The sequence below is a fragment of the Pseudomonas sp. RW409 genome (assembly GCF_003184125.1).
In the GTDB taxonomy this organism is placed as follows: Bacteria; Pseudomonadota; Gammaproteobacteria; order Pseudomonadales; family Pseudomonadaceae; genus Aquipseudomonas; species Aquipseudomonas chlororaphis_I.
In genome coordinates this window covers 334,217-356,276 of the sequence record NZ_QHHP01000042.1, presented here as the reverse complement: position 1 = coordinate 356,276, position 22,060 = coordinate 334,217, and the positions used below count along the sequence as shown (strand labels likewise).

23 protein-coding genes are annotated in these 22,060 nt (G+C 63.5%); 9 read left to right on the top strand and 14 right to left on the bottom strand.

Going from position 1 to position 22,060, the window contains the following annotated elements; translation table 11 throughout:
• Positions 1–53 precede the first annotated feature (53 nt).
• Genes DK261_RS28610 through DK261_RS28580 form a run of 7 tightly spaced genes read left to right on the top strand, consistent with a single transcriptional unit; the run spans position 54 to position 6,351 of the window.
• Positions 54–734: a thermostable hemolysin gene (locus DK261_RS28610; protein ID WP_110177160.1), complete on the top strand. Its 681-nt coding sequence runs from the start codon at positions 54–56 to the stop codon at positions 732–734.
• Positions 724–2,205, top strand: coding sequence for an AMP-binding protein (locus tag DK261_RS28605; protein ID WP_110177158.1), 1,482 nt, complete (start codon positions 724–726; stop codon positions 2,203–2,205). Before DK261_RS28610 ends, DK261_RS28605 begins: the two co-directional genes overlap by 11 nt.
• Positions 2,202–2,876 (top strand): TenA family transcriptional regulator, encoded by a 675-nt coding sequence (locus tag DK261_RS28600; protein ID WP_009049015.1) that lies wholly within the window; start codon positions 2,202–2,204, stop codon positions 2,874–2,876. Before DK261_RS28605 ends, DK261_RS28600 begins: the two co-directional genes overlap by 4 nt.
• Complete coding sequence (locus DK261_RS28595) at positions 2,863–3,672, top strand: SDR family oxidoreductase (protein WP_009049016.1); 810 nt, start codon at positions 2,863–2,865, stop codon at positions 3,670–3,672. The genes DK261_RS28600 and DK261_RS28595 overlap by 14 nt, the downstream gene beginning before the upstream one ends.
• A complete protein-coding gene (locus DK261_RS28590; RefSeq protein WP_016702983.1) occupies positions 3,669–4,313 on the top strand; it encodes a tetratricopeptide repeat protein in 645 nt (214 codons plus the stop codon). Before DK261_RS28595 ends, DK261_RS28590 begins: the two co-directional genes overlap by 4 nt.
• 11 nt (positions 4,314–4,324) lie before the next feature.
• Positions 4,325–4,987: a response regulator gene (locus DK261_RS28585; protein ID WP_009049018.1), complete on the top strand. Its 663-nt coding sequence runs from the start codon at positions 4,325–4,327 to the stop codon at positions 4,985–4,987.
• Entirely contained in the window at positions 4,984–6,351 is a 1,368-nt protein-coding gene (locus tag DK261_RS28580; protein WP_009049019.1) for a HAMP domain-containing sensor histidine kinase, read from the top strand. The genes DK261_RS28585 and DK261_RS28580 overlap by 4 nt, the downstream gene beginning before the upstream one ends.
• A gap of 71 nt (positions 6,352–6,422) precedes the next feature.
• On the opposite strand, the gene DK261_RS28575 is transcribed toward DK261_RS28580, so the two are convergent.
• The 7 genes from DK261_RS28575 to DK261_RS28545 all read right to left on the bottom strand — a co-directional run bounded on the left by DK261_RS28575 (position 6,423) and on the right by DK261_RS28545 (position 12,162).
• Positions 6,423–6,746, bottom strand: coding sequence for a DUF2933 domain-containing protein (locus DK261_RS28575; RefSeq protein ID WP_080577948.1), 324 nt, complete (start codon positions 6,744–6,746; stop codon positions 6,423–6,425).
• A gap of 95 nt (positions 6,747–6,841) precedes the next feature.
• Entirely contained in the window at positions 6,842–9,025 is a 2,184-nt protein-coding gene (locus DK261_RS28570; RefSeq protein ID WP_009049020.1) for a heavy metal translocating P-type ATPase, read from the bottom strand.
• Between the two features lie 25 nt (positions 9,026–9,050).
• Positions 9,051–9,320, bottom strand: a complete 270-nt coding sequence (locus tag DK261_RS28565; protein ID WP_009049021.1) for a DUF5676 family membrane protein — start codon at positions 9,318–9,320, stop codon at positions 9,051–9,053.
• A complete protein-coding gene (locus DK261_RS28560) occupies positions 9,317–9,997 on the bottom strand; it encodes an isoprenylcysteine carboxylmethyltransferase family protein (RefSeq protein ID WP_009049022.1) in 681 nt (226 codons plus the stop codon). Before DK261_RS28560 ends, DK261_RS28565 begins: the two co-directional genes overlap by 4 nt.
• A gap of 154 nt (positions 9,998–10,151) precedes the next feature.
• Positions 10,152–10,559: a hypothetical protein gene (locus DK261_RS28555; protein ID WP_028683977.1), complete on the bottom strand. Its 408-nt coding sequence runs from the start codon at positions 10,557–10,559 to the stop codon at positions 10,152–10,154.
• 106 nt (positions 10,560–10,665) lie between these two features.
• Positions 10,666–11,061 (bottom strand): hypothetical protein, encoded by a 396-nt coding sequence (locus DK261_RS28550; RefSeq protein WP_028683978.1) that lies wholly within the window; start codon positions 11,059–11,061, stop codon positions 10,666–10,668.
• A 177-nt stretch (positions 11,062–11,238) separates the two neighbouring features.
• Complete coding sequence (locus DK261_RS28545; protein WP_009049025.1) at positions 11,239–12,162, bottom strand: LysR family transcriptional regulator; 924 nt, start codon at positions 12,160–12,162, stop codon at positions 11,239–11,241.
• Positions 12,163–12,272: 110 nt separating this feature from the next.
• Here DK261_RS28545 and DK261_RS28540 point away from each other — a divergent pair, with 110 nt between their 5' ends.
• Together DK261_RS28540 and DK261_RS28535 are read left to right on the top strand one after the other, a co-directional pair.
• A complete protein-coding gene (locus tag DK261_RS28540; RefSeq protein WP_009049026.1) occupies positions 12,273–13,025 on the top strand; it encodes a 3-oxoacyl-ACP reductase family protein in 753 nt (250 codons plus the stop codon).
• Positions 13,026–13,035: 10 nt separating this feature from the next.
• On the top strand, positions 13,036–13,629 hold the full coding sequence (locus tag DK261_RS28535; RefSeq protein ID WP_110177157.1) for an NADPH-dependent F420 reductase: 594 nt from the start codon (positions 13,036–13,038) through the stop codon (positions 13,627–13,629).
• A gap of 26 nt (positions 13,630–13,655) precedes the next feature.
• On the opposite strand, the gene DK261_RS28530 is transcribed toward DK261_RS28535, so the two are convergent.
• The 7 genes from DK261_RS28530 to DK261_RS28500 all read right to left on the bottom strand — a co-directional run bounded on the left by DK261_RS28530 (position 13,656) and on the right by DK261_RS28500 (position 22,048).
• Entirely contained in the window at positions 13,656–14,678 is a 1,023-nt protein-coding gene (locus tag DK261_RS28530; RefSeq protein WP_110177155.1) for an XdhC family protein, read from the bottom strand.
• 79 nt (positions 14,679–14,757) lie between these two features.
• Positions 14,758–16,107 (bottom strand): cytochrome c, encoded by a 1,350-nt coding sequence (locus DK261_RS28525; RefSeq protein WP_028683980.1) that lies wholly within the window; start codon positions 16,105–16,107, stop codon positions 14,758–14,760.
• Positions 16,108–16,122: 15 nt separating this feature from the next.
• A complete protein-coding gene (locus DK261_RS28520) occupies positions 16,123–18,372 on the bottom strand; it encodes a molybdopterin cofactor-binding domain-containing protein (RefSeq protein ID WP_110177154.1) in 2,250 nt (749 codons plus the stop codon).
• On the bottom strand, positions 18,372–18,839 hold the full coding sequence (locus DK261_RS28515; protein ID WP_009049030.1) for a (2Fe-2S)-binding protein: 468 nt from the start codon (positions 18,837–18,839) through the stop codon (positions 18,372–18,374). Before DK261_RS28515 ends, DK261_RS28520 begins: the two co-directional genes overlap by 1 nt.
• 494 nt (positions 18,840–19,333) lie before the next feature.
• Positions 19,334–19,603, bottom strand: coding sequence for a hypothetical protein (locus DK261_RS28510; protein WP_009049031.1), 270 nt, complete (start codon positions 19,601–19,603; stop codon positions 19,334–19,336).
• 433 nt (positions 19,604–20,036) lie between these two features.
• A complete protein-coding gene (locus tag DK261_RS28505; protein ID WP_110177152.1) occupies positions 20,037–20,759 on the bottom strand; it encodes an SDR family oxidoreductase in 723 nt (240 codons plus the stop codon).
• Positions 20,760–20,986: 227 nt separating this feature from the next.
• Positions 20,987–22,048 (bottom strand): AraC family transcriptional regulator, encoded by a 1,062-nt coding sequence (locus DK261_RS28500; RefSeq protein WP_110177151.1) that lies wholly within the window; start codon positions 22,046–22,048, stop codon positions 20,987–20,989.
• Between the last annotated feature and the right edge of the window lie 12 nt (positions 22,049–22,060).

Sequence of the window (22,060 nt, the reverse complement as noted above, 5' to 3'; positions counted from 1 at the left end):
TTAAGAAACACCACCGATACTCCTCCCGAACTTAACCAGGGAGGCATCCATCCATGCCCGATCACGACTGGCACATCCCTCTGCCTCTGCACTTCGGCCAAGCCGAAGCGCCGCCGATGTGCCTTGCCAGGGCCTTGCCGGGCGAGCCTCAGCGTCCGCTCCTCGAAGCCTTTATCCAGCGCCGTTTCCGCAAGGCCCACGGTGCCGACATCCGTCATTTCATGCCGCAGCTGTTTGGCATGCGCAACAACGCATCGGGTGAACTCTGTGCCGTGGCCGGCGTGCGCCTGGCAATCCACGAGCAACTGTTCCTGGAGCGCTATCTGGACGATCCGATCGAGCCGCTGATCAGCGCAGCAGCTGATCGCGCCGTGGACCGGGCGGGCATCGTCGAGGTCGGCAACCTGGCCGCCAGCGATACGGGCAGTGCACGGCTGAGCATCATCGCCATGACCTACCTGCTGGCCATGGGGGACCTGGAATGGGTGGCGTTCACCGGCAACATCGGGCTGGTGAACAGCTTTCATCGCCTGGGCCTGAAACCCGTGACCCTCTGTGCCGCCGACCCACAGCGGCTGGGCGATGAGCGACACAGCTGGGGCAGCTATTACGAGAGCAAGCCTTGGGTGCACGTTGGCAACATTCGCGCCGGTTTCATTCATCTACGCAACATCGGGATGTTCGATCGCCTCGGGTTGCCGTCGTCTTTTGCAGAGGTCAGCCATGTCGCCTGAAAGGGAGCGCTTCAAGCAGGTTCTGCGTGACCATGCCGAGCACAGGCCCAATGCCATTGCCTTGTGGGGCGATCACCTGAAGCTGGACTACGCCACGCTGTACGCACAAGTGATGCAGCGCCAGCAGCGTTTGCGCGACGAAGGCGCCAAGGTGGTTGCCCTGGCCCTGGACAATGGCGTCGAAGCCATGCTCTGGGACCTGGCCGTGCTGTTCGAAGGCCTGACGTGCGTGCTATTGCCGCCGTTCTTCAGCCCGGCCCAGCGCGCCCATTGCCTGGAACAGAGCCAGGCAGGCTGGGTGATTGCCGAACCGGAACTGGACGCCGAGCTGGAAACGGCCGGCTACGAGCAGGCCGCAACCTTCTGGCGTCGCACCTTCAGTGGCCCGCGCCGGATGTTCGAAGGCACCGCCAAACTGACCTTCACCTCGGGCACCACCGGCACTCCCAAAGGCGTGTGCCTGAGCGCCGAGAGCATTCTGCGGGTGGCTCGCGAGCTGGATCAGGCCAGCAAACCGGCGGATCCGCAGCACCACCTTGCGCTTCTGCCGCTGGCGATCCTGTTGGAAAACCTCGGCTGTTATGCCGCCTTGTATGCCGGCGTGCCCCTGAGCCTGCCCAGCCAGAAAACCCTGGGCATCCAGGGTGCCAGTGGCGTTGATGTGCCGCGCCTGCTCGGTTGCCTGGCCAGCCGTGCACCGCAGAGCCTGATCCTGGTGCCGCAGCTGTTGCAGGTGCTGGTCGGCGCCGCCGAACACAAAGCCTTCAACCCCGGCACGCTGCGTTTTGCCGCGGTGGGCGGGGCACGGGTTTCTGCAGCGCTGCTGCAGCGTGCGCAACGCGTCGGCCTGCCGGTCTATGAAGGTTATGGCCTGTCCGAATGCGCATCGGTGGTCTGCCTTAACCGGCCGGAGGCGAACCGCCCCGGCAGTGTCGGCCAGCCGCTGCCCCATGTGCAGGTCCGCCTGGGCGAAGACGGCGAAGTGCTGATCAAGGGGGCGACCTTGCTCGGCTACCTGGGCGAACCGCCGCACACCGATCAATGGTGGCCCAGCGGCGATCTCGGCGAGTTCGACCCCGATGGCTTTCTTTACCTCAAGGGGCGCAAGAAGCATCAGTTCGTCACCAGTTTCGGGCGCAACGTGAACCCGGAATGGGTCGAGGCCGAATTGACCCAGCGCCGCCATATCGCCCAGGCGTTCGTCTATGGCGAAGCCATGCCGCGCAACCATGCGCTGCTCTGGCCCCATCGCCCGGACTGCAGCGACGATGAACTGGCCGCCGCCGTGACCGAGGCCAACGAGGCCTTGCCCGATTACGCCCAGGTCCACCACTGGGCCCGGCTGGATCAACCCTTCACCTTTGCCAATGGCCTGCTGACCGCCAATGGCCGGCCGCGTCGCGACGCCATCGTCGAGCGTTACCGGGCGCAACTGACCGAATCCCTACCTTGCGAGGAATCCGCATCATGAGTTTTTTTGACCGCCTGCAAGAAGCTACCCACCAGGAACGTAACGAGCTGTTCAACCTGCCGATCATTCTTGATGCCCTGCAGGGCCAGGTCAGCCTGGACAGCTACCGGGCTTTCCTGGCGCAAGCCTATTACCACGTGCGTCACACCGTGCCCTTGATGATGGCCTGCGGTGCACGCCTGCCGCTGCGCCTGGAGTGGCTGCGCAAAGCGGTGTGCGAGTACATCGAGGAGGAATACGGCCATGAACAATGGGTGCTCGATGACATCGAGGCCTGCGGCGGCGACAGGGACGAGGTGCGCAACGGTCGTCCCTCCTTGCCAATCGAATTGATGGTCAGCTTTCTCTACGACCTGATCGCCCGGGACAATCCGGTGGGGCTGTTCGGCATGGTCAATGTGCTCGAGGGCACCAGCATTGCCCTGGCCACCCATGCCGCTGGCAGCATTCGCCAGCGCCTGGGCTTGCCGGAAACGGCCTTCAGCTACCTCAGCTCCCATGGCTCGCTGGATGTCGAGCACATGCAGACTTACCGCCGGCTGATGAACACCCTCGATGATCCGGCCGACCAGGCTGCGGTCATTCATGCGTCCAAGGTGGTCTACAGGCTTTACACCGACATGTTCCGCGGCTTGCCCCGCGGCGGGGAGGCGCTGCATGCGCCTGTCTGACGCTCGCGTAGTACTCACCGGGGCCAGCGGCGGCATTGGCCTGGCGATCGCCGGCGCCCTGTGCGCCAGTGGCGCCAAGGTCCTGGCGGTGGCGCGCCGGCGCGACCCCCTGGAGCCTTTGCTCGCCCGTTATCCCGGCCAGTTGTGCTGGGTGGCGGCGGACCTGACCTTCCTCGCCGACCGGCGCAAAGTGCTGACTGCCGCGCAGGCCATGGGCGGCATCAACCTGCTGATCAATGCCGCCGGGGTCAATCACTTCGCCATGCTCGAACAGCTCGATGACAGCGACATCAATGCGATGCTGGCGGTGAACATCGGCGCGCCGGTCTGCCTGACCAAGACCTTGCTGCCACTGCTCAAGCAAGCCGAGAGCGCGATGGTGGTGAACGTCGGCTCGACCTACGGTTCCATTGGCTACCCCGGTTATGCCGTTTACTGCGCCACCAAGTTTGCCTTGCGCGGGTTTTCCGAAGCCCTGCGCCGGGAGCTGGCAGACACCCGGGTCGGTGTTCTGTATGTCGCGCCACGTGCTACCCACACCAGCATGAACAGCCCGGCGGCCCAGGCCTTGAATGACGCCCTCAAGTCCAATGTCGACGATCCGCAGACCGTCGCCTCGGCGGTGATCCACGCCATCGCCGGTGACCGCCGTGACCTGTACCTGGGCTGGCCGGAGCGCTTTTTCATGCGCCTCAACAGCCTGCTGCCCAATCTGGTGGACCGCGGCCTGCGCAAGCAGCTGCCGTTGATCCGTCGCCTGAGCCAGAAACCTGATAACGAGCATCTCAAACCATGAAAAAACTCATCATTGGTCTGCTGCTGGGGGCCTTGGGCCAGAGCGTCTGGGCGCTGGAGCCCGCTGACCAGCAACGCCTGAACGGTATCCAGCAACGCTGGGCACAGATTCAATACGAACTCCCGGAAGAGCAGCGCAGCGCCGCGTTCGAACAACTGGCCAGCCAGACCTCCGCGTTCACCCAGGAGCGTCAATCGCTGGCCGAAGCCTGGATCTGGTCCGGCATCGTCACCAGCAGCTGGGCCGGCGCCCAGGGCGGTCTCGGCGCGCTGAGCAAGGCCAAGGCGGCGAAGGGCTACCTGGAAAAAGCCATGACCCTGGACCCCCAGGCCCTGCAAGGCTCGGCCTACACGAGCCTGGCCGCACTGTACGACCGGGTGCCGGGCTGGCCCATCGGCTTCGGTGACGCGGAAAAAGCCGAGCAGTTACTCAAGCAGGCCTTGCAGGTGAACCCGAACGGCATCGACAGTCTGTACTTCTGGGGCGATCATCTCTACCGTCAAAAACGCTACGGCGAAGCCCGGGACGCGCTGCAAAAGGCCCTGCGGGCAGCCCCGAGGCCCGGCCGGGAAACCGCCGACGCCGGGCGCCGCAAGGAAATCGAGGCACTGCTGGTGGACGTGAACAAGAAACTCAACTGACAGGAGTCCATGTGCGCTTACTACTGATTGAGGATGACGTGGCCCTCGGCGAGGGGATCCAGCATGCCCTGGAACGCGAGGGCTACACCGTCGACTGGCTGCAGGATGGGAGCAGCGCCCTGCATTCGCTGCTCAGCGAAACCTTTGACCTGGCCGTGCTCGACCTCGGCCTGCCGCGCATGGACGGCCTGGATGTGCTGCGGCGCTTGCGTGACAGTGGCTGCAACCTCCCGGTGCTGATCCTCACCGCCCGGGATGCCACGGAAGACCGTATCGCCGGGCTCGACGCCGGGGCCGACGACTACCTGATCAAGCCCTTCGACCTGGCTGAACTCAAGGCGCGCCTGCGCGCCTTGCTGCGGCGCAGCGCCGGCCGTGCCCAGATGCTGATCGAGCATGCAGGCATCAGCCTGAACCCCGGCACCCAGCAAGTCAGCTATCTGGGCGAGCCGGTGGCCCTGACCCCCAAGGAATACCAACTGCTCCACGAACTGTTGTCGCCGCCTGGCCGCGTGATCACCCGCGACCACCTGATGCAGTTGCTCTACGGCTGGAGCGAGGAGGCGGAAAGCAACACCCTGGAAGTGCATATCCACCACCTGCGCAAGAAGTTCTCCAGCCATCTGATCCGGACCGTCCGGGGCGTCGGTTACCTGGTGGAAGGGCGCCCATGACCTCCATCAGGCGCCGTACCCTGAGGTTGATCCTCGGGCTGTTGTTCCTTGGCCTGCTGATCATGACCGTGCTCAATCTGCACGACAGCAATCATGAAATAGACGAGGTCTACGACGCCCAGCTGGCGCAGAACGCTCGCCTGCTGCAAGGGATCATGCGCATGCCGATGGCCAGCAAGGAGCACGCCGAGCTGTATCAGGCGTTCAACCAGGCGCTGGGCCAGGCAGCCCCCAAAGTCGATGGCCACCCCTATGAAAGCAAGATCGCGTTCCAGGTCTGGAACGCCCAGGGCGAGCTGTTGGTCCACACCTTGAGCGCGCCGGCCTTTGCCGCGGCGTCGGCCGCGCCCGGCTTCAGTGACGTGACCGATCCAAGTAGCCATAAATGGCGGGCATTCACCCTGGATGACACGCAATACGGCCTGAAGATATGGGTCGGTGAGCGGGACGATGTGCGTGCCGACCTGGTGGATCGGATTGTTCGTCACACCGTTGTCCCTAATCTGCTTGGCGCCCTGATGCTCGCCGCGGTGATCTGGCTGGCAATCGGCTGGGGCTTGAAACCGCTGGAGGATATGGCGGCGACGCTGCGCGCGAGGCATCCCGGCTCTCTCGAACCGTTGCAGTTGATGCCACTGCCCACCGAGCTTGAGCCCATGCAGGCGGCACTCAACCGGGTGCTGGCACAGATCCAGGAAGTCATGGGCCGTGAACGGCGTTTTATCGCTGACGCCGCCCATGAAATGCGCACGCCATTGGCGGTGCTCAGGGTGCATGCGCAGAACCTGATGGAGGAGGGGAGCGAGGAGGATCGCCGTGAATCGCTCGAGCATTTGATTGCCGGCGTGGACCGCACCACCCGGCTGGTCAATCAGTTGCTGACGATGGCTCGTATCGAGCCGCAAACGGACACTCCGGCGGCCCCCAGCATCGATCTGGCGGCGACGGTTCGCGACAGCCTGGTCCAGCTGACGCCCTGGTTGTTGGACCAGGGGCTCGAACTGGCTTTCGATGTCGACGAAGACATCGGCCGGGTCAGGGTCAACGCGGCCGCCATCGATATCGCCCTGAACAACCTGGTGACCAACGCGGCAAACTTTTCGCCGCCCCACGGGCTGATCAGGGTGCGACTGGCGAAGCAACAGGATCACTACGAACTGTCCGTCGAAGACCAGGGGCCGGGAATCGATGAGGCTGAACGCGAGCGGCTCTTCGAACGTTTCTATAGCCGCGGAAACGCTCAGGGAGCAGGGTTGGGGCTGACCATAGTGCAGGCCATTGCAGCGCGCCTGGGCGGGCAGATCAGGCTGGAGAATAGCCACGCTGGCGGGCTGCGGGCGACGTTGGAGATTCGTCGCTTTTAATGCAGCCAGGGCCCACGACGCCAACCGAAGCTCGATGAGCTTCGTTGCATTGCGCAGGTACGACGAATCCGTCATGCAGGGCGGTCGGGGTACTTCCTGTTGCCATCGGGTAGGCCCGTATGTTCCTGGTCATTGCCAGCGTCGCCGGGGTGATGGCCACAGCCACTGCCATGTTCAGCCCTGTCAGCGTGTCCATGCCTGCCATGCCCATGCCCATGCCCACGATGCATGAAGACATGCATCAGGGGGCAGGCCAGGAGCAGCAGGAATGGCAGATACGGCACGACATGGGCCCTGTGCTCGGTGAACAGGAAATAACCGACGATGGCAAGGAAGCCTAAAAAGTACCCGTTGATACCTCTTGCGCGATGCTGGGGCACGTTATGTTGATTCATGACAGCACTCCTGAGGGAGCTGGAGGGATGGTTATGACGCAAGACCTCTGGACCCACACCACTCACCAGGAGGCAGATTGCAAGAACTTCGCGCTTCATGATCCGGGCTCCTGGCTCAAGCCAATACGGGCACGTTTGAGCAGCGCGGAGTTGGCAATCACCGACAACGAGCTGAGTGCCATGGCGGCGGCAGCGATGATGGGATTGAGCAGGCCAAAGGCTGCGATGGGAATGCCGACGCTGTTGTAGATGAACGCCCAGAACAGGTTCTGTTTAATCTTGACCATGGTCGCGCGCGACAGCTTGATCGCCGTGACCACGTCACGCACATCGTTCTTGAGCAAGATGATGCCGCCGGTTTCCTTGGCGACATCCGAACCCGAGCCGATGGCGATGCCGATGTCGGCGGTGGCCAGGGCCGGCGCATCGTTGACACCATCGCCAACCATGGCCACGACCTGCCCATCGCTTTGCAATTGACGGATCACGGCGGCCTTGTCATCCGGCAAGACCTCGGCGATCACCCGCTCGATGCCGACCTGGCGCGCGACCGCTTCGGCGGTACGGTGGTTATCGCCACTCAGTAGCACGACCTTGATGCCGCTTGCCTGCAATGCCGCAACGGCTTCAGCCGCTTCGGGCTTGATGGTATCGGCCACGGCAATCACCCCGAGCAGGCGTTCATCGGCACCGACCAGCATGGAGGTCTTGCCATCGGCTTCCAGGCGGATGAGGTGCTCTTCGGCCGCTTCGGTCGAAATGCCTTGGCGGGCGCACAATCGCCGGTTGCCCAGCCAGATGTGTTGATTGTCGACACGGCCTTCGATGCCGTGGCCGGCGATCCCCTGGATGCCGGTGGCTTGCGGCAAGCGGATGCCACGATGCCGGGCGGCGCGCACTATCGCTGCGCCGAGTGGATGTTCCGAACCGGACTCCACGGCGGCGGCGAGCATCAAGACCTCGTTTTCCTGTGCGGTCCCCAGCGTGATGACTTCGGTTACATTCGGTTCGCCTCGGGTAATGGTGCCGGTTTTGTCGAACACCACCGTCCGCAGTTTTTCTGCCCGCTCCAAGACTTCGCCGCCGCGGATAAGGATGCCGTTATCGGCCCCCTTGCCCACACCGACCATTAATGCGGCCGGCGTCGCCACGCCCAGCGCGCAGGGGCAGGAAATGATCAGAACCGCGATAAAGGCCAATAATCCCTGGGCAAAGTTTCCCGCAAGGGACCAGCCGATCAGGGCCAGCATCGCGACTGCCAGCACTGCGGGCACGAAGTAGGCGGTGACCTGATCGGCCAGCCGCTGGATCTGTGCCGTGCTGGCCTGCGCCTCCTCGACCATCTTGATAATCTGCGCCAGCGCGGTGTCGGCACCGATCCTGCTCGCCTTGAAACGCAATACCCCGCTGCCATTGAGCGTGCCTCCGATCAGCGGACTGCCCGGGTGCTTGTCGACGGGCATCGACTCGCCGGTCAGCATGGACTCATCCACCGTGGACTGGCCTTCACTCACGTCGCCATCGGTAGGGATTTTTTCGCCTGGCTTGACTATCAGCAACTCGCCGGCCATGACGCTCTCGGCAGGCAGGTCGACTTCTTGCCCGTCACGCATCACATGGGCGATCGCCGGTTTGAGATCGAGCAAGCGCCGTACCGCGGCAGAGGACTTCTTCTTGATGATCTCCTCCATGTACCTGCCCAGCAGCACGAAGGCGATGATGACCGCCGACACCTCGAAATAGACGTCGCGCTCGGCCACCTTGACTGGCAGGACGTCCGGGAAGAACAACACCACGACGCTGTAGAAATAGGCGACTGAGGTGCCGAGGGCGATCAGAAAATCCATGTTGATGTTACGGGTGCGAACGGCGTTCCACGCCCCCTTGTAGAAACTCCAGCCACCGATGAACTGCACCGGTGTGACCAGCAGGAATAGCCAGATGCCCCATGTGAACCAGGGGAGCGCCGGGATCGGCACCCACGTCAGCAGCGTGGCGCCCGCCGCCAGTGCAATGAAGGCGCCTGCACGCAGCAGCGCCAAGGCCAGAACCCCGGTCAGGGCGATAGTGACCCGGGTTTTCATCGCCTTCAGTTCACGTTCTGGCGACTCGAAGGTGCGCAGGCAGGTATCGCTGCAAAAGTAATAGCGGCGCCCGCCACGTTCTCGTGACAAGGCTGTGGTCTTGTCCACCATCATTCCGCAGATCGGATCCTTCGCCATGGTTTCTGACGCGAGCGCCTGCCGATGGTGGCTGTGCTGCATGTGTGACGGGTTCATCGCGGCCTCCTGCTCGAAGCGGTTATCAGGGCCGGCCATGGAGCTTGTTGGACAGCCACGCGAACACGGTGCCGACGATTGCGCCCCACGCACTCAAGACCAGCAGCGGCCCGACGAACGTCGTCACGCTGTAGTCCCGTGGCGCCTGGAGGCGAGCAAAGTCGAGGCCATGGAACAAGGCACTGAGAAAAGCGACACCCTGCGCCGGCCACAGCGCATAGAGCAGCGCACAAAGGGTGTAGGAAATGGCCATGGTCAGGGCCAGAGAAATGCCGGTTTTCCAGGGAGCGTTCATGACTGTTCTCCTGGGCCCGGAGGGGCACCAGTAGGGGGGCTGTGAGGGGTTGTCCAGGGCAGGAATGCCGGCGTCTGTTGCGAGTAAGTGCGGTAGGTATCGCCGAAATGCGCAAGCATCTCCTGTTCTTCCCGCTTCGCCAGCCTGGCGTAGACCACCAGGAGGATTGGAAACATCACCAGGGTGATCAAGGTAGGCCACTGCAACAGAAAGCCGAACATGATCAGCACGAAGCCGACGTACTGCGGGTGACGGATCCGCGCATAGGGCCCGTCGAGGGCCAGTTGCCCGGTACTTTGGGCCGTGTAGAGCACGCGCCAGGCGGCCGCCAATAACCAGAAGCCGCCGGCGATCAGCAAGTTGCTGAGAATGTGGAATGGCCCCCAGTGCGGATTGACCTTCCAGCCCATGACCATTTCCAGCAAATGCCCGGCATCGTGCGAAAGGAAGTCGATGCCAGGGAAGTTGCGCGTGAGCCAGGGCATCAGCAGGTAGATCGTCAGCGGAAACCCGTACATTTCGCTAAACAGCGCCACCAGGAACGCCGAGAACATGCCAAAGGAGCGCCAATCGCGGTTCGTCCTGGGCCGGGTGAAGCTGAAGGCGAACAAGATGAACACTAATGAATTGATAATGACCAGCGACCAGAGGCCGTAGGCCGGTTCAGCATGATTCATGGTTGGCGCTCCTCACTTGCCAGGTGTGTTTGCCGTTCATGCCTTTACTGATGATCGCCGTGGCGTGGGGCATGAACAGCTGCACAAGTGGGCAGTCAGTGTCGGCTCGGCCAGTGACTTCGCCTTGCCGGATTCTTGGCGACACACATCAGGTTCATTTCTTCATTGGCATATCCATCATCGACGACTGTTGCTCCATCATCTGCATCATCATGTCCATCATGCCTTTGCCTGCGCCGTCCTTGGCTCCGGACATCCCCATGCACCCCATGGAGCTCTGCTCCTTGCTCATCATGGCCATGCCGTTCTTCAGCGCTTTCATGCCTTCCTGCAGGGCGGCCTGGCGCTCGGCAGGCGTTTTAGCCGCCGCGGCCTTGTCATGGGCAGCCTGCATTTTCTCCATCTGCTCGGTCATGGCGCCAGTCATGGCCGTTGGCGCCGGTGCCGTGCTCTGGATTGCTCCGCCTGGAGCATCGGCCGGGTGATGCGCGTCCTCGGCAGAGGCCATGAGTGCTCCGCCAGCCAAGACGGCAGCCAGGACGAATGTTGAATGTTTATGCATGATGAACTCCTGAGTTCGTGGGGGAATAAGCAGGAATGACAGAGGCACGAAAAGCGGCGCAGCAGAACGGAGCGACCCGTGCTCTGCCAGTTTGAAAACAGGGGGGCTAATCGTTGAAGCGGACGAAAGCCAGGCGGGCCGGTTCTTTCGGCGGGGCAGGGCGCTTCAGTGCAAGGGCGGCAAAGGAGAAATCCTTCACGGGATCGAGCACCAGTATGACTGCCGCAGTTAACAGCAAGAGGGCGGCCCACTGGAGGGCGTCCAATGCTGGATGCTGCAATGCAGGTTTTATCGCCGTGACAGTGTCCTCACAGCTTTGCAGGCAACCACTGGCGTGGAGGGCATGATCATCCGCCACCTGCTGCTCGGCATAATGTGGCGCGGCTATCTCGTGATTCGGTTGCACCAGGCAACCCTGGATGGCCATCACGCCCATGGCTAACACCCACACCACGAGGGTGAGGTGCAACAGGCGTTGGCGATGACGGCGGAACCAGGACATGAAGTACAACCTCGACTGATGGCGTCGTATTGGTTTTCAGTCTAGCCAGCAAGGCAATGGAGAGTTTGATCAAAATCAAACTTCAGTAACAGGGTGTGCGCGATCGACCGAAGAATACCCGCGGTTTCTGAAGCGCGAGATTGCAGCGATCTGTGTTGAAGGCCAGTGCAGGCATATTCAGTTGGCATCGAAGCGCTTCGCCCATTGCTGCTCGCGGGCATGATTCACCAGCAGGTCTACGAAGACACGCGTCTTGGCCGGCAGCAGCTTCTGGCCAGCGAAGTACAGTGAGATAGGCCCCGCGTCGACATGCCAGCCCGGCAGTATCCGTTCAAGGGCGCCACTTTCCAGCGGGCCAAGCACATCGGGAATCGCCAGCAGCGCGACCCCCAATCCCATGAGAGCGCTCTGGCAAAGTGCTTGAGGGTCGTTGACCAACAACCGTGGGCGCAATTCCAGTGCCGCCCGCTGCTCCTTGGGGCCTTGAAGTGTCCAACTGCGGACCTTGCCGCTTTGTAGCGAGCGCATGGCCAGATGCTCGAGGTCATTCAACTGCTCAGGACGACGTACAAGAGGGTGCCTGGACAGGTAGTCCGGCGCGGCTACGAGAACCAGATGCGCCGGCGCCAGATCCCTGGCGACCACTCCGGGCGAAAGTTCGATCCCACCTCCGATGGCAACGTCAAATCCATCGGCGATAAGTTCCACCTGGCGATTGTCGAAGTGCCACTCAGGAACCACGGCCGGATATCGCTTCATGAACTGCGGCATCAACGGCAGCAGGTAGTCACGGCCAAAAGCGGGTGCCGCGGAAATACGCAGCACTCCAGCCGGTTCTCCGGCGTGACGGGTCACATCGGCAATCGCAGCCTGGACAGTCTCCAGCCCACCCTCGAGATTGCCGAGAAAGCGCTCCCCAGCCTCGGTCAGGGCCAGTCGGCGCGTACTGCGTTGAAACAGCCGTACCCCCAGGTTGGCCTCCAGTTGGGCGACATTCCTGCTCACTGCAGCGGGCGTGATACCCAGGCGCCGTGCGGCGGCAGAGAAACTGCCTGCCTCTGCGCTGCGAACAAAGGATTGCAGATTGGCCAGGGTCTCCATGATCGATACCTTCAAGTAAACGTTGAAAGTGATTCTAGCCACTCCCTACTACTTGATGAAAAAAGAAAAGCGTTTCATAGCCTCACCAACCACCACCTGAGGCTCACGCCATGAACCCTGCAATTCTTCCTCTCTCTGGCAAGATCGCCATCGTCACCGGCGGCTCACGCAGCATTGGGGCGGCCATTGCCAAACGCCTGGCCGCAGACGGCGCCTCTGTCGCCATCACTTACAACGCCTCGCCAGACCGTGCCGCGGCCCTGGTCGAGGAGATCGCCTCCGCCGGCGGTCGAGCTGTCGCGTTGGCTGCCGACGCTGGAAACCCCGAGGCTGTACGCGCAGCCGTGCAGCAAGTCGCCACGTTATTCGGCAAGGTCGATATCCTGGTCAACAACGCCGGTATCAGTGTCCTGGGGGCTCCTGAAGACATTGCTTTCGAAGACTTCCAGCGCATCCTTGCGGTGAATGTCACCGGTGTCTTTGTGGCCACCCAGGAGGCGCTCAAGCATATGGGGCAGGGTGGGCGGATCATTCATATCGGCAGCTCGATGGTGCAGTACGCCGCTTTCGCCACAGCCTGCGCCTACACCCTGACCAAGGGGGCCGTGGCGGGCTTCAGCCGAGGCCTGGTGCGAGACCTGGGACCACGCGGTATTACTGTGAATACCGTTCACCCCGGGCCGACCGATAGCGACATGAACCCCGCCGATGGTCCGGTGGCCGACTTCGTCCGTCCCAATATCGCCGTGGGACGTTACGGAGAAGGCCAGGACATCGCCAGCGCAGTGGCCTATCTGGCCAGCCCCGAGGCCAGTTTCGTCACGGGTGCCGAGTTGCTGATCGATGGCGGCTTTACCGCCTGAGGAGCCCGTCATGAGCATAAGCATCATTGGTGCCGGGGCCATTGGCAGTGCCATCGCCAGGTTACTGACGCAGGCCGGCCTGGAAGTCAGCATCGCCAATAGCCGTGGCCCCGAAAGCCTTGCGTCGTTGATCGCCGATCTGGGGCCCAAGGCTCGAGCCGTTACGACTGCACAAGCTGCCTTGGCAGACCTGGTCTTCCTGGCGGTGAACTGGTCGAAGATCCCATCGGCACTTGTTGGCCTGGGGCCATGGGAAGGACGGGTTGTGGTGGATACCAACAATCCGATTGAGGCGCCGCTGTTCACCCCCTTTGACCTGGGAGGCAAACCTTCGACCCAGGTCGTGGCGCACAGGCTGCCCGGGGCGCGTGTGGTCAAGGCATTCAACCATCTACCGTCGCATCTGCTGGCCACCCCGAACGCCGAAGGGGGCAAGCGCGTGTTGTTCATCTCTGGCGAGCATGCGGACGCCAAGCAACAGGTCATCGAGCTGATCAGGCAATTGGGGTTCCATGGCGTCGACTTGGGTGACTTGCAGCAAGGGCAACTGGCGCAGTTTCCCGGAGGGCCTTTGCCGGCGCTCAACCTGGTCAAACATGGCTAACGAGTAGGTTCAAGGAATCCCTGGGATCAGGCCACGGACGCCTCTTGCTCGCGGGCCTGCTTGGCGCTTGAAACGTCGACGGCGCGGGGCAGGGCGACACTGTTCTTGGCGGCGAGGATCTCGGCCATGACGCTCACCGCAATCTCGGCGGGCGTCTTGCTGCCGATGTAGATCCCGATCGGGCCGTGCAGGCGCTGGAGCGAGGCTTCGCTCTCGCCGAAGTGCTCGATCAGGCGTTCGCGGCGCAGCTGGCTGTTGCGCCGCGAACCGATCGCGCCGATGTAGAAGGCCGGGCTGTGCAGTGCCTCGAGCAGGGCCAGGTCGTCGAGCTTGGGGTCATGGCTGACGGCGACGATGCAACTGCGCAGGTCCGGGGCGAAGGCCCGGACCACATCGTCCGGCATGCCGAGCAACTGCTCCACGCCCGCCACGTTCCAGCCGCCGATATATTCCGGCCGGGGATCGCAGACCGCGACCCGGAAGCCGTTGAACAGCGCCATGGTCGCCAGGTATTCGGCCAGCGCGCCGGCCCCGATCAGCAGCAGGCGGTAGCCGGGGCCCAGGGTGTTGACCATCTGCTGGCCATCGAATAAGAACTGTTCCGGCGCCGTGCTGGTGGCCAGGGTCACCTGGCCGGTGCCCAGGTCCAGGCTGCGGCGCACCAGCTTGCCGGCGTTGAGCTGCGCCAGCAGTTGTCCGAGGGCGGGCCTCGATGGGGTGAATTCGAGGATCAGTTCCAGGGTGCCGCCACAGGGCAGGCCAAAACGGTGGGCCTCGTCGGCGCTGATGCCGTAGCGCACCACCTGCGGCGGACCGTCCGGCAGGGCGTTGCCACTGTAGGCGCTGGTGTAGCGGTGGATCAGGTCGTCCTCGATACAGCCTCCCGAGACGCTGCCGACCACCCGACCATCGCCGCGCAGGGCCATCATCGAACCCACGGGGCGGGGCGAGGAGCCCCAGGTGCGGGCCACGGTGGCGAGCAGGACGCGATGGCCGGCCTGGAGCCAGTCATGGGCGGTACTCAGGACCAGTAGATCGATGCTTTCCATGGGGGCCTCTGTTGTTCATGCAAGGGGCTGCTGGCAAACCCGGTCCTGGTGGAGAGGGATCGCCTGCAAGCCCCCGCTTTCAGCGCATGTGCAGGACGATCGGGCTGCTGCTGGCCGGGTCGGTATGCCCGCGCAGCTTGCCGACCGCTTGCGCATCGACCGCGCCTCCCTGGTTGCCCCAGGTGCCGCGCACGAAGGTCAGGACCTCGGCGATTTCCCGATCCGACAACTGCTCGCGAAAGGCCGGCATGCGGTAGGCATCCGGCACGCCGGCGGCGACCACGCGCTGCGAGCCGTTGAGGGTGATGTTGATCGCCGATGCGTTCTCCTTGGCCAGGGCTGAAGTGGCTCCCGCCAAAGGCGGCATCCACTCGGCCTGGCCCTGGCCGTCCAGGCCGTGGCAGGAGGCGCAGCGGGTCACGTAGGTGTGGGCTCCGGGGCTGTCCAGACGGGCGGCGGACACGGCCTGGTACTGCCAGGGCGTGCCGTCGCGCTGCGGATCGCCGGGCAGCGACTTGAGGTAGCGGGCGATCGCGGCCAGGTCCTCGTCGGCCATGAACTGGGTGGAGTTGTTGAACGCCTCGGTCATCGAGCCGTAGACCACCGCATGCTTGTTGCGCCCGGTCTTGAGGAACTGCACGATCTGCGGCTCGCTCCAGCGCCCCAAGCCGCTGTTGGCGTCCTGGCGCAGGCTCGGCGCGTACCAGCCGTCGAGCAGGGCGCCGGCGAGGAACGGCGCGCCGGACTCGTCCAGGGCCTTCTCGTTGAATGCCAGGCCACGCGGGGTGTGGCAACTGCCGCAGTGGCCCGGCCCCTGGACGATGTAGGCGCCGCGGTTCCACAGCGCGTCCTCGGCGGGCTTGGCCGCATAGGGCGTGGTCGGGGCGAACAGGCCGTTCCACAGCGCGATGGGCCAGCGCATGTTGAGCGGCCAGGGAATATCGCTGGGGACATTCGGCTGGCTGGCCGGTTGCACGCCTTTCATGAAGAACGCGTACAGCGCGCGCATGTCATCGTCGCTGAGCTTGACGTAGGACGGGTAGGGCATGGCCGGGTAGAGCCGCCGACCGCCCGGCGCGACGCCCTGGCGCACGGCGCGGTCGAAGTCGGCCAGGCTGTAGGCGCCGATGCCGGTGTCCCGGTCGGGGGTGACGTTGGTGGCGTGGATGGCCCCCAGCGGCGTGGCCATCTCCAGGCCGCCGGCGAAGGGCGCCTTACCCGGCAGGCTGTGGCAGGCCACGCAGTCGCTGACCCGGGCGACATATTCGCCGCGGCTCACCAGGGCGGGATCGAAGCTGGCCGCCGCGGCCTGTTCCTGCTCGAAGGGCGAGGCGGGCTGGCGGGTCACATACCAGGCCAGCAGGCCTGCCGCGACCAGGCACGGCAAGGCCAGCCAGCCTGCGGTTCTTGCGAATCGGCGGTTATTCATGGGCAGTCCTTGTCGTTAGCTGAAGGTGTATCGGCTCAATGGCAGGCTACGGATGCGCTGGCCGGTCAGCCGCGCTACCGCGTTGGCCACTGCCGGCGCCACCGCGGGGAGCGGGGGCTCGCCGATGCCGCCCATCTTTTCGCCACTCTCGACAATCCGCACATGCACCCGCGCCATGCGTGAAGGCGGCAGGATCGGGTACAGGTCGTAGTTGCGCGCCCGTGGCTTGCCGTCGACGTAGACCGCTTCTTCCACCAACGCCTGGGACAACCCCAGGGCCACGGCGCCATTGACCTGGGCCTCGATGATCGCCGGGTTGACGATGCTGCCCGGGTCGATGGCCTGCCAGATGTCGTGGACCTTGACCTGGCCGCCTTCGATCGACACCTCGGCGATCACCGCCGTGTACGAGCCGAATGGCGAGGCCATGGCCACGCCGCGGGCGCGTCGAGTGCCGTCCTCGGCGGTGAACGGGCCACGCTTCCAGCCGCCGGACAGTTCGCCCACCGCCTGTAGCAGCGTGGTCAGACGCGGGTTGTCGCGCAGCAGGTGCTGGCGGAGCTCGTAGGGGTCGCGGCCGCCTTTGTCCGCCAGTTCGTCGAGGAAAGCTTCGTAGAAGAAGTCGTTGAGCGAGTTGCCCACCGAACGCCAGTAGCCGAGCATCACCGGCCCCTTGACGTAGATCTGCGCGATGCGCTTGTTGGCAATCGCGTAGGACTTGCCCGACAGACCTTCAAGGGCCGAGGGGTCGAGTTTTTCGCCCTGCTTGCCGGCGATGGCTTCGGTGGGGCCTTCGGTGGCGCTCACCGCTTCGATCGCCACCGGCAAGCCTTCGGCGTCCAGCGCGGCGCGGAACTTGACCACGGCGACCGGGCGCAGCGCATCGCGCACGAACTCTTCCTCACGGCTCCAGATCAGCTTGACCGGACGGCCGACGGCCTTGGCCAGGGCGATGGCCTGCGGGTAGGGATTGGCCGAGTCATAGAGAAAATGCCGGCCGAAAAAACCGCCCAGCAGCGGCGAGTGCAGGGTGATCTGCGAAGCAGCAAGGCCGGTGCGCCTGGCGATGTCGTCACGGAACATGTCCGGTGCCTGGTTGGGCAGCCAGACCTCCAGCGAGCCATCGGGGTTGTAGCGCGCCAGGGCCGAAGGCGGCTCCAGCTGGGCGTGGTTGAGGTACTGGTTGTGATAGGTGGCTTCGACCCGGGTCTTGGCGCTGGCCAGGGCGGCGGCCACGTCGCCTTCGTTCTCGTCGTCGCGGGCCGGGCCTTGCTGGGCGGCGAGAAAATCGCGGAACGCATCGCTGGAAAAATCGGCGGGCATCGCCCGCACCTTCGAATCGGCCGCCGCTTCCAGCCAGTCGACCTGGATCGCTTCCACCGCGCGCTTGGCGTGCCACCAACGTTCGGCGACCACCGCCACCGCGCCGGGCAACTGGTGAACGGAGTGCACACCCTTCATGGCCTTGACCTGCGCCTCGTTGCGCAGGCTGCCCACGGTCATGCCCAGGCGCGGCGCGTGCTGCACGGCGGCGTGGAGCATGCCGTCGACCTTCAGGTCGATGCTGTACAGCGCCTTGCCGGTGGATTTCTCGTAGGCATCGACGCGCCGCACCGGCTTGCCGATCCAGCGGAACTGGCTCGGGTCGCGCAGGGTGATGCTGGCCGGGTCGGGCACCGGCATATCCAGGGCCCGACCGGCCAACTCACCGTAGCCCAGGGAGCGACCGGAAGCGGCATGCAGCACCCGGCCAGGCGCGGTGGACAGCTCGGCCACCGGTACGCCCAGTTGTTCGGCGCCGGCCTGCAGCAGCATGGCGCGGGCGAGGGCGCCCAGGCGGCGCATGGTCGGGTAGCTCATGCGCACCGACATGCTGCCGCCGGTGATGCGCAGACCGTTCTCCATCACCACGTAGGCTTCGCCAGGCGGCGCGCTCTCGACCACAAAGGTGGCGGGATCGGCATCCAGCTCTTCACCGACGATCTGGGCCATGGCGGTATGGGTGCCTTGTCCGCCTTCCATGAAGGGGCTGAGCAGGCGCACGGTGCCATCCGGGCGAATCTCGAGAAACGCCGGAACCTGGGTCCCGCGTTCCGCGGCGGTGGCCGTGGCGGCCAGGGCCCTGGCCGAGCCAAGTGGCAGGCCGAAACCGAGCACCAGCGCACCCACGGCGGTACCGGTCAGAAAGCGCCGGCGGGACAGGTTGACCGGCTCGTCCAGCGGTAGGTTCAGGAGGTCTTCAGCGGAGTCGATGGGCTTGTTCATCAGGCGCTTTCCTTCTTGGCAGGCTGTGCGGCCAGGTCATGCACGGCGGTACGGATGGCGTTGTAGGTGCCGCAGCGGCACAGGTTGACCATCGCCGCATCGATCTGCGCATCACTGGGCGCGGCGTTGTGCTTGAGCAGCGCGGTGGCCGCCATCACCTGCCCGGACTGGCAGTAGCCGCACTGCGCCACCTGATGTTCGACCCAGGCGGACACCACACGCTTGCCGACCTCGTCCGTTTCGATCGCCTCGATGGTGGTCACCTCGCGGCCGACTACCCCGGCCACCGGGGTGACGCAGGCGCGCACCACGTTGCCGTCCACCAGCACGGAGCAAGCGCCGCACTGGGCCAGGCCGCAGCCGTACTTGGTGCCGGTCAGGCCCAGGTCATCGCGGATCACCCACAGCAACGGCGTGTCGGCGTCGGCATCGACCTGATAGGTCTTCTGGTTGATTCGTAGTTCCATGGCTCACCTGCTGATCATCGGTTGGTGTGTCGTTGTTTTTTCTTCAGGGAGGCGCTACGAGGCGCCTCCTTGGTCAATAAACGCGGGTAAAGGCGCGGGTACGCCAAGCCGCTGCCCCGTGCGCCGGGCTGGCCACAAGCACGTTGGAGTGGGCCGGCAGGCCCGGTGAGATAACGGGAAAATGCGAGGAGGTATCGAGAGTGTGTGCCAGGGGCGATGCCTGGCCGGCGCTGGCGTGGGTCATGGCGGCTGGCTCCTAGTGACCGGAACTCTAGCCCAGGGGCCAAGGGTTTCCTATCCGATACCCGGCAAGCTCATAGGATCAGGCAAGTATTCCAGAGGATTGCGCAAAAGCTGGGGGGCTTGGCTGGCTGGAGTAACCGCACAGGGTAGGGGGATGGGGCAGTTGCTCAGGAGGAGGGCGAGGAGGGAGAGCGTCGCGATGAACCATCGGGCCGCGCAACCTGTGCGCGACCCGACGGGTTTGTCCCTGCTTAGATCCGGTGGATCTGGGTGATGTGCGGCTTGCCTTTGATAGGCGCGTAGATTTCCACTACCGCTTGCCAACTTTCCGACGAGCCAGGCAGCGTCGCTTTCGATTGATAGCGATAGTTCGTGCCGTTGACGACCTGGGTCGAAACCAGTTCAGGTGTGTACTGCACACCCACGAACCCGGCCAGGGCTTCTTTGAATACTTCCTGATCCTTTGGGGTCAGTTTGTGATAAGGAGTCCATCCGCCAACAAAGTTCTCTTGAGCCGACATACGATATATCTCCATATATAAGTTCCTACTCGTCTGGCTTTTCGGAGTCCGCCCCGTTTATTGAATGGTTTCCGGAATCCATTGTGCCGGGTGGTTTTCCCGAGTGCTGTTCCTCGTGGAACAGGGCGTTTGGGAGAGCACCGGCACGTACTGCACACATCGCGCACTGCAGGCCAGCAAGTGGCGAGCGCGAATGTCGGGTCATGGAGGATGGGGTGGTAGTCGCCGGCTTCAGATCCTTGTCCCTGATAGAAACAGCCTTCGATGAACGATGACTGCCAGACCTCCATGTCTTGTCCGCAGCAGCTCTGCTTATGGGGCATGCCGCTGGATGGCCTTAAGCTATCAGGCATCGGCGGAAAGTCTGTGCGCATTTGGCTGTCCGAGCTGTAAGGCGTTGGCTATTGGCTACCAACGGCCACAGGCATTGTCGTTAGAACGTCGATTTGCCAATGGACGCTCCGCCATCGACAAACAATGTCTGGCCAGTGATAAAGCCGCTCTGTTCCGATAACAGGAAAGCAATGGCCGCCGCGATTTCATCCGGCTGACCGAGCCTGCCCATGGGAACGCTCGCCAGGTAACGTGCTTCACCGTCGCTGCCGAGCGGATTCCCGGCGCGGAACAACTCAGTTTCCGAGGGGCCTGGAGCAACGGCGTTGACGGTGATCCCGCTGGTTGCCAGCTCCAATGCCCAGGAGCGCGTGAAGCTGACCAGCGCGGCTTTTGCCGCGGCATAGGCGGTACGGTGCGGGATCCCCAGGATGGTCAGGCTGGAGATATTGACAATCCTTCCCCAACCTCGATTGCGCATCCCCGGCAGCAAGGCTTGCGTTGCCTGCAAGGCGCTATGCAGGTTGATCCGCATGACTTCATCAAAATCGTCGAGCTGTACATCGCCCAAAGCCTGCGGGCGCACCAGGCCAACGTTATTGATCAAACCATCGAAGGCATAACGTGAAACCAGGCCCGCCAGCGTTTTTTCGGTCTGCTCCCGGTCGCCCAGATCGAGGGCAACAAGGGTGCCGGGAAAGTCTGGATCGTCGCTGTTGCGAGCGATGCCGACCACATGGTGGCCCGCTTGGGACAATTGGTTCGCAAGCGCACGGCCGATGCCTTTGCTGGCTCCGGTGATAAGGAAAGTACGAGTTTTCATTGCGATGCTCCAAACACCCGGCAACATCCGGGATTGGGGGAGGGGACAGGTTCATAACCAGGATGTGGTATTCGCGATGGCTGCAGTCAATGCAATACGAGGCGATTCAGGTCGGGTCCAGAAATAATCAGGAGAGCCGTTGTCGCCCCTGCCTGGATACTCTAGTGAGGCGCGCCGTGACGATAAACCACCCCTGGTGGAATTCATCTGGACTTAAAAAGCAATATTCACGGTCGGCTTTGCCGATCATTCAACCGGCTCTGAAGCAGAAATGGTTGTCTGCGTAACCCCAACTGCTTCTGGCATTCCAGCGGGGACATGCCGAACCAGCGATTGAATGCTCGGGAAAAGGTGCTGACGTCGGCGTAGCCGAGCAGTTGCGCCACGTGGGTCATGCTGATCGAGGGGATTTTCAGGTAGTTGTGCACCATTCCCTGGCGGGTCTCATCCAGCAGTCGCTGGAAGGAGGTACCTTCCTGCGCCAGGCGGCGCTGCAGTGTGCGTGGGTTTATCGCCATGCAGTCGGCAACCCGCTCGATCGTGACCCGACCGCTGGGCAACAGGTTGCGCAGCAATTGCCTGACGTAGCCCGGCATTTCGTCCGCGGCCAGGCGCTCCATGCCGCTCAGATGTTCAGCCATCAGTTGGTGCAGGGTTTCATCGGCAAGACTCAGTGGCAGCGCCAGCACCGAGGCGTCGAACAGCAGCCCGGTGTGGGCCGCGGCGAACGTCGGCGTAATACCCAGCGCCCGCCGATAGGCCGACTCATTGTCAAGGGGAGGGTGGCGAAGCAGCACCGCCTTGGGTTGCCAGTCTCCGCCTGCCAAGGTGCGCATCAGTCGCAGGCCGACACCACAGGCCAGCTCTTCTGCCTGGGGCAGTCCGGGAACGGCCTGTTCACCGGCCCGATAGCTGAGGAGTGCCATGCCGTCGACGACATCCAGGCCGATTTGCGCCGCGCCGTTGTAAAACCCGTAGTGGGTCCGCAGTTCGAACAGCGCATCACCGACGGTCCTGGTGTTGTGGATCAGGTAGAAAATATCGCCAAAGACATCGATCCCCTGGTAGAGCCCATACTCCAGGCCGAACAACGCGTTGCTGGAGCTCTGCTGGCAGAGCTCCAGCAACTCGCAGTAGCGACGGAAGGACAAGATATCTTCCGGACGGCGCAGGGATGCCGGCGGCAGGGAAGCGCAGCGCAACATATGGGTCGGATCCAGACCCTGACGGGCAGCGAATTTGTCGAAACCCGCAAGGCTGAGTGCGCGAATGAAAGGATTGATCGTCATGTTCCGCCACTT